Annotated in this window: 11 protein-coding genes and 2 pseudogenes; 8 read left to right on the top strand and 5 right to left on the bottom strand. The window is 34.2% G+C overall.

Going from position 1 to position 13,049, the window contains the following annotated elements; genetic code table 11:
• Positions 1–7: 7 nt before the first annotated feature.
• The 4 genes and pseudogenes from FJR48_RS12535 to FJR48_RS00790 all read right to left on the bottom strand — a co-directional run.
• A pseudogene (locus FJR48_RS12535) lies at positions 8–301 on the bottom strand (flagellin); the annotation flags it as partial.
• Between the two features lie 519 nt (positions 302–820).
• Positions 821–1,150: pseudogene (locus FJR48_RS12530) on the bottom strand (flagellin N-terminal helical domain-containing protein); the annotation flags it as partial.
• Positions 1,151–1,394: 244 nt separating this feature from the next.
• The gene (locus FJR48_RS12525; RefSeq protein ID WP_152306281.1) at positions 1,395–2,570 is read right to left on the bottom strand and encodes a flagellin N-terminal helical domain-containing protein; all 1,176 of its coding nucleotides are present in this window, start codon (positions 2,568–2,570) and stop codon (positions 1,395–1,397) included.
• A gap of 282 nt (positions 2,571–2,852) precedes the next feature.
• Positions 2,853–4,016 (bottom strand): flagellin N-terminal helical domain-containing protein, encoded by a 1,164-nt coding sequence (locus tag FJR48_RS00790; protein WP_152306280.1) that lies wholly within the window; start codon positions 4,014–4,016, stop codon positions 2,853–2,855.
• Positions 4,017–4,215: 199 nt separating this feature from the next.
• Between FJR48_RS00790 and topA the strand changes: the two genes are divergently transcribed.
• From topA to asnB, 8 genes are read left to right on the top strand one after another with little or no spacing between them, the layout of a single operon-like run.
• Positions 4,216–6,441: a type I DNA topoisomerase gene (gene topA / locus FJR48_RS00785; RefSeq protein ID WP_152306279.1), complete on the top strand. Its 2,226-nt coding sequence runs from the start codon at positions 4,216–4,218 to the stop codon at positions 6,439–6,441.
• Positions 6,441–6,953, top strand: a complete 513-nt coding sequence (locus FJR48_RS00780) for a metallophosphoesterase family protein (protein WP_152306278.1) — start codon at positions 6,441–6,443, stop codon at positions 6,951–6,953. The genes topA and FJR48_RS00780 overlap by 1 nt, the downstream gene beginning before the upstream one ends.
• Positions 6,943–7,788, top strand: coding sequence for a biotin synthase (locus FJR48_RS00775; RefSeq protein WP_152306277.1), 846 nt, complete (start codon positions 6,943–6,945; stop codon positions 7,786–7,788). The genes FJR48_RS00780 and FJR48_RS00775 overlap by 11 nt, the downstream gene beginning before the upstream one ends.
• A 10-nt stretch (positions 7,789–7,798) precedes the next feature.
• The gene (locus tag FJR48_RS00770; RefSeq protein WP_152306276.1) at positions 7,799–8,953 is read left to right on the top strand and encodes a cation:proton antiporter; all 1,155 of its coding nucleotides are present in this window, start codon (positions 7,799–7,801) and stop codon (positions 8,951–8,953) included.
• 34 nt (positions 8,954–8,987) lie between these two features.
• Positions 8,988–9,374 carry an AMMECR1 domain-containing protein gene (locus tag FJR48_RS00765; RefSeq protein WP_152306275.1) on the top strand — a complete coding sequence of 129 codons (387 nt, stop codon included), beginning with the start codon at positions 8,988–8,990 and terminating at the stop codon, positions 9,372–9,374.
• A complete protein-coding gene (locus tag FJR48_RS00760) occupies positions 9,374–9,742 on the top strand; it encodes a hypothetical protein (RefSeq protein WP_152306274.1) in 369 nt (122 codons plus the stop codon). Before FJR48_RS00765 ends, FJR48_RS00760 begins: the two co-directional genes overlap by 1 nt.
• A gap of 17 nt (positions 9,743–9,759) precedes the next feature.
• A complete protein-coding gene (locus tag FJR48_RS00755; protein ID WP_152306273.1) occupies positions 9,760–10,341 on the top strand; it encodes a class I SAM-dependent methyltransferase in 582 nt (193 codons plus the stop codon).
• Entirely contained in the window at positions 10,341–12,137 is a 1,797-nt protein-coding gene (gene asnB, locus FJR48_RS00750) for an asparagine synthase (glutamine-hydrolyzing) (protein ID WP_152306272.1), read from the top strand. Before FJR48_RS00755 ends, asnB begins: the two co-directional genes overlap by 1 nt.
• On the opposite strand, the gene FJR48_RS00745 is transcribed toward asnB, so the two are convergent.
• A complete protein-coding gene (locus FJR48_RS00745; protein ID WP_152306271.1) occupies positions 12,118–13,014 on the bottom strand; it encodes a class I SAM-dependent methyltransferase in 897 nt (298 codons plus the stop codon). The two genes, asnB and FJR48_RS00745, sit on opposite strands and share 20 nt — an antisense overlap.
• Between the last annotated feature and the right edge of the window lie 35 nt (positions 13,015–13,049).

Here is a 13,049-nt window from a genome sequence, read left to right as displayed (position 1 = left end):
CTAACTTTTATTGTAGTAATTTTAAAACATTTTGTTGAACGGCATTAGCTTGACTCATTGCATATGAACCAGATTGAGCTAAGATATTCATTTTAGCAAAGTTAGCAGATTCTGCTGCAAAGTCAACATCACGGATTTGAGATTCAGCTGCTTTAACATTTACCTGAGTTACAGAAATATTACGTATAGTAGATTCTAATTGATTCTGAACAGAACCGATATCTGAACGTGTTTTATCTATATCTATTAAAGCATAATCGGCAATAATAATCGCTTTCTCTGCACTTTCTCTAGTCGTAACATCGATTGTACCAAAGTTATTTGTTAAACCTTTTGCAGTAGTAGCTATACCGGTAGTACCAGTACCACTATCATCTGTATCAACTGTAAAGTCCTCAGGAGAATCTATACGGATACTGTATGCAGGTACAGCTGCAGTTGAACTGTCAAGTTCAAATACACTAGCTCTTAGTTTTGCACCTTCAGTTTGTGCATCTGCATTAAATGCATCAACTAAAATCTGAGCATTCTCTAAAGACGTAGAGTTTGAAGCAAATGTAATAGCACCTGTATCAACAGAAATACCAGCATAATCAGTTACCGCAATTTGTCCAACGACTGTACCGGCTGCACCAGTAGAAACTGCAGTAGTACCTTCACTAAGTGCAAATTCAGATACAGCATCTGTTTGAGTATCTTGGATGGATAGTTTTACTGTCTCACCTGCATATGCACCGATATGGAAAGATTTATTTTGGAATGCACCGTTTAATAGTGTCTGACCGTTAAACGAAGTAGTAGTAGCAATATTTTGCGCTTCTTGCATCAATCTGTCGATATCCGCTTGAATTTTTGAACGTGTATCTAAGTTTTGACCATCAGATGCAGCTTGAATAGCTTTCGTTCTGATAATATCAATAATTTTAGTGTATTCATCTAAAGCCCCATCTGCAGTTTGAGTAACACCGATTGCATCATTTGCATTCATAATAGCTTGACCAAGGCCACTAGCCTGTTGGCGAAGTGTATCGGCAATTGCCATACCTGAAGCATCATCTGCAGCTTTGTTAATACGTAAACCTGATGATAGTGAGTTAAGACTTTTATCAAGTCCGATGTTAGTTTGAGTAGCGTTTCTGTGCGCATTCATTGCACCGATATTTGTGTTTATTCTAAAACCCATAACAAATCCTTTTATTAAATATTAAAAAGGTTTTAGCAAAACTTGTTCCAAAATAAAAAAGTGCTTAGGAATAAGAAAAGCCAAAGAGATAAACTCTTTGACTCGAAGAAAGTAGAAAACTAAATGTTTTCTAAATAAATGTTTTAGACTATTGTAATAGTCTTAAAACATTTTCAAAGAAACATGCAAAGAGCTAAAGCTCTTTACTCATCTATTGTAATAGACGAAGCACGTTTTGTTGAACAGCATTAGCTTGACTCATTGCATATGAACCAGATTGAGCTAAGATATTCATTTTAGCAAAGTTAGCAGATTCTGCTGCAAAGTCAACATCACGGATTTGAGATTCAGCTGCTTTAACATTTACCTGAGTTACGGAAATATTACGTACAGTAGATTCTAATTGATTTTGAACAGAACCGATATCTGAACGTGTTTTATCTATATCTTTTAGAGCGTAGTCAGAAATAATAATTGCTTTCTCTGCACTCTCTCTTGTCGTAACATCTATTGTATCAAAAGTATTTGTTGTACCTTTTGTACTAGTAGCTATACCGGTAGTACCAGTACCACTATCATCTGTATCAACTGTAAAATCATCTGACGAATCTATACGGATACTGTATGCAGGTACAGCTGCAGTTGAACTGTCAAGTTCAAATACACTAGCTCTTAAATCAGCACCTTCAGTTTGTGCATCTGCATTAAATGCATCAACTAAAATCTGAGCATTCTCTAAAGACGTAGAGTTTGAAGCAAATGTAATAGCACCTGTATCAACAGAAATACCAGCTGCATCAGTTACTGCAATTTGTCCAACAACTGTACCGGCTGCACCAGTAGAAACTGCAGTAGTACCTTCACTAAGTGCAAATTGAGCTACGTTATCTGTTTGAGTGTCATCAATTGAAAGTTTTATAGTCTCACCTGCATATGCACCGATATGGAAAGATTTATTTTGGAATGCACCGTTTAATAGTGTCTGACCGTTAAACGAAGTAGTAGTAGCAATATTTTGCGCTTCTTGCATCAATCTGTCAATATCTTCTTGGATTTTTTGACGCGTACCTAAGTTTTGACCATCAGAAGCAGCTTGAATAGCTTTCGTTCTGATTGTATCAATAATTTTAGTATACTCTTCAAGTGCACCGTCCGCAGTTTGAGTAACACCGATTGCATCATTTGCATTCATAATAGCTTGACCAAGACCGTTAGCTTGTTGGCGAAGTGTATCGGCAATTGCCATACCTGAAGCATCATCTGCAGCTTTGTTAATACGTAAACCTGATGATAGTGAGTTAAGACTTTTATCAAGTCCAATATTTGTCATTGTAGCGTTTCTGTGCGCATTCATCGCACCGATGTTCGTGTTAATTCTAAAACCCATAATAAATCCTTTTCGGGTTAGAGCCTTTCGCTCTAAGTTAAATTTTATCTTGGCATCCTTGCCTTGATAATAAGTATATCGGTAGCCAAAAAAATAACTTTAATAAATTTTTTCTAAATTAAATAATAATGTTCGCGGAAAATAAAAAAAGCCAAAGAGATAAACTCTTTGACTCGAAGAAAGTAGAAAACTAAATGTTTTCTAAATAAATGTTTTAGACTATTGTAATAGTCTTAAAACATTTTCAAAGAAACATGCAAAGAGCTAAAGCTCTTTACTCATCTATTGTAATAGACGAAGCACGTTTTGTTGAACAGCATTAGCTTGACTCATTGCATATGAACCAGATTGAGCTAAGATATTCATTTTAGCAAAGTTAGCAGATTCTGCTGCAAAGTCAACATCACGGATTTGAGATTCAGCTGCTTTAACATTTACCTGAGTTACAGAAATATTACGTATAGTAGATTCTAATTGATTTTGAACAGAACCGATATCTGAACGTGTTTTATCTATATCTTTTAGAGCGTAGTCAGAAATAATAATCGCTTTCTCTGCACTCTCTCTTGTCGTAACATCTATTGTATCAAAAGTATTTGTTGTACCTTTTGTACCTGCAGCTACACCAGTATTACCTGCAGCATCAACTGTAAAATCATCTGACGAATCTATACGGATACCATATGCAGGAGTAGTTGCAGTTGAACTGTCAAGCTCATATACACTTGCTCTTAAATCAGCCCCTTCTGTTTGTGAATCTGCATTAAATGCATCAACTAAAATCTGAGCATTCTCTAAAGACGTAGAGTTTGAAGCAAATGTAATAGAACCAGTATCAACTTGAATACCGGCTGCATCTGTAATAGTTAGTTGATCGGTTACTGTACCGGCTGCACCTGTAGCAATCGCTGTAGTACCTTCACTAAGTGCAAATTGAGCTACATTATCTGTTTGAGTGTCATCAATTGAAAGTTTTATAGTCTCACCTGCATATGCACCGATATGGAAAGATTTATTTTGGAATGCACCGTTTAATAGTGTCTGACCGTTAAACGAAGTAGTAGTAGCAATATTTTGCGCTTCTTGCATCAATCTGTCAATATCTTCTTGGATTTTTTGACGCGTACCTAAGTTTTGACCATCAGAAGCAGCTTGAATAGCTTTCGTTCTGATTGTATCAATAATTTTAGTATACTCTTCAAGTGCACCGTCCGCAGTTTGAGTAACACCGATTGCATCATTTGCATTCATAATAGCTTGACCAAGACCGTTAGCTTGTTGGCGAAGTGTATCGGCAATTGCCATACCTGAAGCATCATCTGCAGCTTTGTTAATACGTAAACCTGATGATAGTGAGTTAAGACTTTTATCAAGTCCAATATTTGTCATTGTAGCGTTTCTGTGCGCATTCATCGCACCGATGTTCGTGTTAATTCTAAAACCCATAATAAATCCTTTTCGGGTTAGAGCCTTTCGCTCTAAGTTAAATTTTATCTTGGCATCCTTGCCTTGATAATAAGTATATCGGTAGCCAAAAAAATAACTTTAAAAAATTTTCAAAAATTTTCAAATTTATACTTTTTAAACTTTTTGTGTTAAACTTCCGACATTAAAAACCAATATACTATATATATAGGAATACCATTTGAACTTAATTATTGTCGAATCTCCTGCTAAAGCTAGGACTATTACAAATTTCCTTGGCAAGGACTATAAAGTTATTGCTTCTAAGGGTCATATTAGAGATTTACCAAAAAGTCGTTTTGGAATCACCGTAGATGAAGAGACGGGAGAGATAACTCCAAAGTACTCAGTTGCAAAAGAGAATGCTCCAACGGTAAAAGAGATAAAAGACTTAGCAAAAAAAGCCGACAACATATATATCGCAACCGATGAGGATCGTGAAGGTGAAGCAATTGGATGGCATATTGCACATGCTATAAAAAAAGATCCGGCAGAACTACCGCGCATAGTATTTCATGAGATTACAAAGTCTGCTATAAAAGCGGCGTTAGAGAATGCAAGACATATAGATATGAATATGGTAAATGCCCAACAGACTCGTCGTCTTTTAGATAGAATAGTCGGTTATAAACTCTCCCCTCTATTAGCTTCAAAAATTCAAAAAGGTTTATCTGCCGGACGTGTGCAAAGCTCAACACTAAAACTCGTGGTAGATCGTGAACGCGAGATTAAAGCTTTTGTACCTCAAGAGTATTGGTCTATGGATACTATATTTAAAAAAGATATAGAGGCAAACCTTGTGAGTTTTGAAGGTAATAAAATCGAGAAACTGAGCATTGCCAATAAAGATGAAGCTTCTAAAATAGAAAAAAGCGTAAAAGCGGATAATTTTGAAATATCAAAGATAGAAACTAAACACAGAAAATCTAAAACTCCTCCGCCTTTTATGACATCGACTCTTCAACAGAGTGCATCTAGTAAGCTTGGATTTACCCCTAAAAAAACCATGATGATAGCTCAGGCGCTTTATGAGGGTGTTAAAACACCTGATGGTACAAGCGGTGTTATTACATATATGCGTACAGATTCACTTAACTTGGCACACGAAGCCGTAAGCATGGTCCGCGGTGTTATTAAAAACAGATTCGGGGATAAATACCTGCCAAAAGAGCCAAAAGTTTATACTAAAAAAGCAAAAGGTGCACAAGAAGCCCACGAAGCTATTCGCCCTACTATACTAAGCTTTACACCCGAAGTAGCTCAAAAGTTTTTAAAACCTGATGAGATTAAACTATACCGTTTGATATATGAGCGTTTTATGGCATGTCAAATGAATGATGCAGAGTTTGAACAACAAAGCATCACATTTAGTGGAGAACATTCGGAGTTTCGTGCATCCGGACGTAAGCTTACGTTTGATGGTTTTTATGCACTAACGGGTGCTGAAGATAAGGACAAACTACTTCCACAGTTAAAAGAGGGAGAAAATGCCGAAGTTCAGAGTATAAAACCCACTCAACACTTTACCGAACCTCCTGCACGTTATTCAGAAGCTGCACTTATTAAAAAGCTAGAATCTGAAGGAGTTGGTCGTCCCTCAACTTATGCACCGACTATCGCTACACTTAGCGGGCGTACATATGTATCTATCGAGAAAAAGCAGATTATCCCTACAGAGATGGCATTTACCGTAACGGAAACTTTAGAGAAAAACTTTGCAAATATCGTAGATATTAATTTTACGGCACGTATGGAAGAAAAGCTAGATGAAGTAGCTGAAAACGGTGAAGATTGGGAACAACTATTAAGTGACTTTTACAAAAGGTTTATGAAACAGATTGAAGAAGGTAAACAAAATATAGTTTCATTAAAGCTTGCAAAACCACTTGGACGTTCATGTCCTAAATGTGGAGAGGAACTACTTCTTAGAAGTGGACGATTTGGAAACTTTATAGCATGTAGCGGTTTTCCAAAATGTAAATATACCGAACAAGTAGATGAAGAAGGAAATAAGCAAGAGAAAAAAGAGGAAGTTTCTGATGAAATCTGCGATAAATGCGGCAAAGAGATGATAATCAAGACAGGTCGTAACGGTCAATTTTTAGCTTGTAGCGGATACCCTGAATGTAAAAATACAAAAAGCATCCAAGTCGATGAAAAAGTTAGTGATACACCTTGTCCGGATTGTGGCGGCAAACTAAGTCTTAAAAACTCCCGTCGCGGACCTTTTTGGGGATGTGAGAACTACCCTAAATGTAAATTTATATCCAAGTTTGAGCCAACTACAATCAAATGTCGCGAAGATGGTTGTGAGGGTGTATTAGCCCAGAGAACATATAGAAATAAAGATGTTTATGAATGTGTAAAGTGTAAAGCCCGCACACCTAAAGAAGAGATAGATAAATAATGAAGATCGGCGTTATCTCTGATACTCACTCAAAAGTGGGTAAAGCTAAGAAAGTTATAGAATTCTTACTAAGAGAGGGTGCTGAATTTTTTATACATGCAGGTGATATAGTTGAAGTAGAAGTTTTAGACCTGCTTGAACAAAGTGGTAAAAAATATGTAGCCGTATATGGAAATAACGATGCACATTTAGCCGAGTATCATAATAAATACAATCTTGTTCAAGAACCCAACTACTTTAAACTCTCAAATTTAAAATTTAAACTTATGCATCTGCCGTTTTACATGACACCGGATGCAGACGTAGTAATATCAGGTCATACACATACTTTTCACTCTGAGTACAAAGGGGATACGCTTTTTTTAAATCCCGGAGAGGTATGTGCAAGAAGCAAACCAATCTCAGAGTGTGCGATGCTTGATGTTAAAGAGCACAACTTAATAGTTACTCACTTCACACGTGAGAGTAAAACTGAAGAATTTATACCAAAAGTGATAAACTATGCAAGATAAAATTTTTCTTTGTTCAATCTGTAATATAAATAGCGGTACATGTAAAGAAGACTGTAAATTTTGTTCTCAAAGCGTAAGATATAAAGCAGATATTGAACGCTATAAGCAAAAACCTATAGATGATATTTTAAAAGAAGCAAAAACAGCACGTGAAAATGGAGCACTTGGCTTTTGTCTTGTTACTGCCGATAAAGGGCTAAACGATAAAACCTTGGAATTTGTATGCAATACGGCTAAAATTTTAACCAAAGAAGTTCCAGAACTTAGGCTAATAGCATGTAACGGAACGGCTACTCTCGAACAATTGCTCATTTTAAAAGAAGCAGGGATAAAAGCTTATAACCATAACCTTGAGACGTCTCGTGAATTTTATCCTAAGATATGTACAACACACTCATGGGATGAGAGGTATGAGACTTGTCAAAACGTAAACAAAGCAGGACTTGTACTTATAAGCGGCGGTATATTCGGACTTGGCGAAACTGGGGAAGACAGGGTAAGTATGCTTGAATCTCTAAAGTCTTTAAATCCTACAAGTGTACCTATAAATTTTTATATGCACAATGAAGCACTAAAATTAAATCCGAGTACTATAAAAATAGATGAAGCGTTTGAGCTTATAAAACTAACACGTAATATGTTACCTGATGCTGAACGCATTATGGTTGCAGGCGGACGTGAACTTATGTTTGGCAAGAGACAAAACGAGATATTTAAATACGGTGCAAACTCTATAGTTATAGGTAATTACTTAACAACTTCAGGTAGAATAATGAGTAAAGATTTGGATATGCTAAATTCACTAGGTCTTGAAGTAGCAAAAAACGTAAAATAAAGGAAATAAAATGAGTGATACTATTGTACTTATTACAACCATATCGCTAATTATTATTTTCTCCCCTTTTTTTGCTAAAAAACTTAATCTTCCGACTACACCCATTGAGATTATTTTCGGTTCACTTCTAGCGTATCTGGGACTGCTTCACGATGAACATATATTTGAACTTGTAGCAGAGTTTGGATTTTTGTACCTTATGTTTATTGCAGGTACAGAAATTAACCTGACAAATGTTTTTAAAACACCGAGTCATATTGTAAAAAAAGTTATTATATACATAATCATACTCTATGCATTTTCGATTTTTTTATCTTTGTATCTAAATCTGGGAAAAATATTTATGGTTTTATTACCACTTATATCCGTAGGACTTGTAGCTACTCTCTCAAAAGAGTATGGTAAAACTCCGTGGCTTGATTTATCTATGACAAGCGGTGGTATAGGAGAAGTTGTAAGTATTGCCGTTTTAACCATAACTTCTGCAGGGTTGCAGTCTGGCATCGGTATCGGTTTATTTAAAACTATTTTGGCACTTACTCTATTTTTACTTTTTATGTTTGTTTTATTTAGGGTTTTTGCAATCCTTACTTGGTGGTTCCCTAGCATATCAACAATATTAATGCCTCATGAGGACAAAGCCGAACAAGATATCCGCCTCTCAATGGGGATATTCTTTTTACTTGTTGCATCTATGCTTTACTTGGAACTTGAGCTAGCCTTTGGGGCATTTTTGGCTGGTATCTTTATACCGACATTTTTTCCCCATAAAGAAGATCTGCCACATAAACTTGAAGCGTTTGGTTTTGGATTTTTAGTACCTATATTTTTTATCTATATCGGCACGACATTTAACCTAGATGCCTTGACAATAGAGGGTTTAATATCAAAAGCACTTATTATAGCGGTAGTTATGATTGTGATGCGTGTAATTGCTTCGTTTGTTTTTACAAGAGAGTTGGGTGCAATTGATTCAATACTTATGGGTCTATCACATTCTATGCCTTTAACCCTTCTTATTGCTATGGCTACACTGGCATACCATGCAAACTCCATAGATAAACTTCATTATTATGCTTTTATATTGGCATCGTTATTTCAAGTCATAAGTGTTATGGTTATTATAAAATTTATAAATAACTATAAAGAAAAAAATACGCTATAATGTTTGTAGATATCTAAAATACTTAAGGATTTTGATGGCTCGTTCAGTTTTACTACAACTTGCACGTGATTCAATAGAAGAAGTTTTAGAAGCAAAAAGAAAAATAGATAAAGGTTCACTGATAAGTGAATTTCCCCTCTTAAAAGAAACTGTTGATGCATCCGTAAAAATTTTTTTAGAAAATAAACTCAGAGGTAAAGCTCAAATAGAAGGTGAAAATATCTCTTTAATAGAGAGTATAATTCTAAATGCAAAAAAAGCAGCTTTTGAAGATACGAACTTTTCTCCCATCACAACTTCAGAGTATCTATCTTGTGAAATTGAGATAGAGCTAAATACTCCCGATGGCATCATAAACGAAAGAGACCCTGCTATATTAGAAACAAGCAACTATTCAATCCAAAAGGAACTTAAAGATTAATGTATTATGTAATTAAAAGGCAACACTCTGTCCCGCTGCAACACTTTATAGGTTTTGCGGTTAATAAGTTTATAACTTCCATAAACAGTGAAAATGTTATCTTTGAATTTGAAAAAAACGGAAAAACAGAGAGAAAATGGGTTAAAAGAGAAGATGTTGTTTTATTAACCAAAGACAAAAAATATTTTTTAGAAATTTTTAACCAATTTAAAGAAACAGAAGCAAAACAACAAAAGCTTGTAGATGAAGCTCAAGAGAAACTTAATCAAAGTATTGAGAACTTTGAGAGTGTTATGAATGAAGAGATGAATAAATTTGAAGAGATCAAAGGTGAATCAGATATACCTTGTATAATGAAAAACTACTAAACATATAGTTAACTAAAATGCCAAAAATTGATAATGAAAAGTTTTACTCCTCCGCTATTGAAAAACACGGCATAAATGCAAAGGGTGTTAACTGGGCTAATGCCTCAACGCAAAAAATTCGCTTTAGTACCATTGTTAAACTTCTTCCCAAAGAGTTGTACAAATATAATATTATAGATGCGGGTTGCGGGTTTGGCGACTTTTATTTTTACCTTAAAAAAAATAAAACTCTTCCAAAAAACTATATAGGTATAGATTGTCATAATGATATGGTATCAATTGCATCAAACAATACTGGATGCAAGATATTAAATTTAGATATTACAAAAGATGATTTACCAAGAACAGATTTTGTAATATGTAGCGGTGCTATGAACGTGCTTAATAAATATGAAACATTTTTATTTATAAAAAATTGCTTTTTGGCATCCGAGTTATCTTTTGTGTTTAATATATTACACGGGGATAAAGAGAGTGAAACTTATAACTATATAACAAAAAAACAGATAGAACTTTTTGCAAAAGAGTTGGATGTAAAAAAAGTTACTTTTTTAGAAGGTTATCTCGATGCAGACATAACCGTAAGGTTTGATAAATAATGTGTGCCATATTTGGAATTATAGGCTCTTATGATACAAATAAAGCAAAAAAATCTCTTTCAAAATTAACTCATCGCGGACCTGATGCTACAAATATCATAGAAAAAGAAGAGTTTTTTTTCGCACATCAACTGCTAAATATTCAAAACAATAAAACAAAACAACCGCTAAGCAAAAACGAGATATTAATCTCTTTTAACGGCGAGATATACAACCATAAAGAATTGCAAAATGAACTGAATAATTATGGTTTTAAACCTCAAGACGAAATAGAAGTATTAGCGGATGCATATAAACATTGGGGTGTTGATTTTGTAAATAAACTTCGAGGTATGTTTGCAATAGCTATCAAAGATAAAGACACTCTATACCTTTTTCGCGACCGCTTAGGTAAAAAACCATTATTTTATTTACAAGACAAAAGTTTTATTTTTGCATCTGAGATAAAAGCACTCGTTCCATACCTAAGTAAAACCGAGATGGATATCGATGCCTTTCTCTCCTACCTTTCATTTTCAGCCCCGACTCCACCATATACATTTTTTAAAGGTATTAAAAAACTTGCAGCCGGAGAATGTTTAGAATACAAAGATAACAAAGTTACTATAAAAAAATATTTTAATATCTTAGATGCAAAACCAAATCTTATAACAAACAAAGATGAAGCCCTGCATCTGCTTGAATCAAAACTAAAAGAATCCATAAATATCCGTCTGCACTCCGATGCACCTATGGCATCTTTATTATCAGGCGGGATAGACAGTGCGACTATAAACCATTTTGCTTTACATAACCAACATGATTTGCAAACATATACTTTAGGATATAAAGAGTATGAGAAATATGATGAGGGTATAGATGCAAAAGAGAGTGCCGATTTTTTAGGTCTTAAAAATAAAAGGGTTGAGATATCCATAGATGATTATTCAAACAACTCCGATGAGATTTTAGACTCACTTGATGAGCCTCTAAACGACCCAGCAGCAATACCTTTGCATCTATTGTTTCGTGAGATAAAAAAAGACGGGTACAAAGTTGTTTTAAGCGGAGAGGGAAGTGATGAGCTTTTTTTAGGTTACAGACACTATTTTAACTATCTTGATATAGAACAGATGAAAAATCTTAAAAACAAAAACTGGCTAAAAAGATATTTTAAATCCAATTATGACCAAAACAGAGAGTGGGAGTGGTATAAAAGAGTCTTAGAAGGTAGTGTTTTATTTCGTACATCGGGTGAAAAATTTACCGATACTCAAAAAAACAACCTGCTTCGCCAAAACATAGAGGATAATCAGTCTTTAAAATATATAAAACCATATAGAGATATATTTAATGCATCCGAGCATAAAGATGAAGCAGAGTGGTATAGCTATATTGACCTGCAGCTTTTTCAAGCTGAGCATTTTTTGACTAAACTAGACCGAGTCAGTATGGCTCACTCTATAGAGTCGCGTACACCGTTTTTAGATCATGAATTTACATCTTTAGTATTTAGTATAGATGCAAAGCTAAAATACCAAGACACTACTACAAAATCACTTCTTAAACAAATAATGAAAAAGCATCTGCCAAAAGAGATACTTAATCGCAAAAAGAAAGGTTTTTCAAATCCATATATGGAGTATCTGATAGAGTCTAAAAAAATATCGCTTATTCAAGAGGTAAACAAAAAGACTCAGCTTTTTAAAGAACGTGAACTTAAAGAGTTCATCAAAGGCTCAAACACTAAATCATTCAAGCATCATATATGGGGACTGTATGTATTGAGCGTCTGGATTAAGAAGCATCTGCTTTAATTTTTCTCGCACTTAAAAACAGATAATCTTTTCCCGTAATAACTACTCTGTAGCCTTTTTGCTGAAGATACTTTTTACAAAAATGGATATCTTTTAAAACCAGACCCATCTCATTAAAACTATAGTTAGGTGCTTTTGCACCATAGACCATTTCACCGTCAATCCATCGACAGTTTGGAAAACCAAGTACGACAGCACCATCTTTTTGCAGATGGTTTTGATAAAGCTTCATAAACTTTGCATTAAAATTTATATTTGAACTTTGCAGTGTACCTATAGATATAAGCAAATCATATCTGCTAAGTTTAATATTATCTAACTTGTTGATATCGGCACATATAAACTCTACGTTTTTATCATCACTAAAGTGCTTTTTTGCATACCCTATTGCACTTTTTGAATAGTCAATTCCTAAAAAGTTTTTCTTACAAAAATCATCTTTTCTTAATAACTCCCTAATAGCACTAAACTCATCCCCTTTATTTACACCTATGTTTAAAATGTTTTGTTTATTATATATATCTACAAACTTTAAAGCCTCTAAATAATAATATAAAAAAGAGAACTCTTTTGTTTTGTCTATATTAAAAAATTCACTTTTAACACCGTACTTTTCAGATGAATCTTGTTGATTGTGAAAACTGTTTTTAGCATCTAATCTTCTCATATAGATGATTACCGATTCATTTTCGTTATATATATTTTCAATCTTTAAAAAAAATATCTGTGCTAAGTCTAGGAGTGTTTTTATACCTAGAGTATTAAAAATATCTTTATTAAATTCTAGTTCAAATTCTGTAGTATTTGCAAGTTCTTTACCTTGGAATAAGTCCAATATTTCATAGTTTGTGCATCTATTTAGTTTTTTTCTTATCATAAGTAGTATTATATTATAATTTATATTTCAGAGAA

The organism is Sulfurimonas lithotrophica, assembly GCF_009258225.1.
GTDB lineage: Bacteria > Campylobacterota > Campylobacteria > Campylobacterales > Sulfurimonadaceae > Sulfurimonas > Sulfurimonas lithotrophica.
Note: the sequence above shows the minus strand (reverse complement) of the source record. Positions and strands in the feature narration are given on the sequence as shown.

Coding starts and splice junctions, on each gene's coding strand:
- FJR48_RS12525 (WP_152306281.1), bottom strand. CDS start 2,570: ATGGGTTTTAGAATTAACACGAACATCGGTGCGATGAATGCGCACAGA.
- FJR48_RS00790 (WP_152306280.1), bottom strand. CDS start 4,016: ATGGGTTTTAGAATTAACACGAACATCGGTGCGATGAATGCGCACAGA.
- FJR48_RS00780 (WP_152306278.1), top strand. CDS start 6,441: ATGAAGATCGGCGTTATCTCTGATACTCACTCAAAAGTGGGTAAAGCT.
- FJR48_RS00775 (WP_152306277.1), top strand. CDS start 6,943: ATGCAAGATAAAATTTTTCTTTGTTCAATCTGTAATATAAATAGCGGT.
- FJR48_RS00770 (WP_152306276.1), top strand. CDS start 7,799: ATGAGTGATACTATTGTACTTATTACAACCATATCGCTAATTATTATT.
- FJR48_RS00765 (WP_152306275.1), top strand. CDS start 8,988: ATGGCTCGTTCAGTTTTACTACAACTTGCACGTGATTCAATAGAAGAA.
- FJR48_RS00760 (WP_152306274.1), top strand. CDS start 9,374: ATGTATTATGTAATTAAAAGGCAACACTCTGTCCCGCTGCAACACTTT.
- FJR48_RS00755 (WP_152306273.1), top strand. CDS start 9,760: ATGCCAAAAATTGATAATGAAAAGTTTTACTCCTCCGCTATTGAAAAA.
- asnB (WP_152306272.1), top strand. CDS start 10,341: ATGTGTGCCATATTTGGAATTATAGGCTCTTATGATACAAATAAAGCA.
- FJR48_RS00745 (WP_152306271.1), bottom strand. CDS start 13,014: ATGATAAGAAAAAAACTAAATAGATGCACAAACTATGAAATATTGGAC.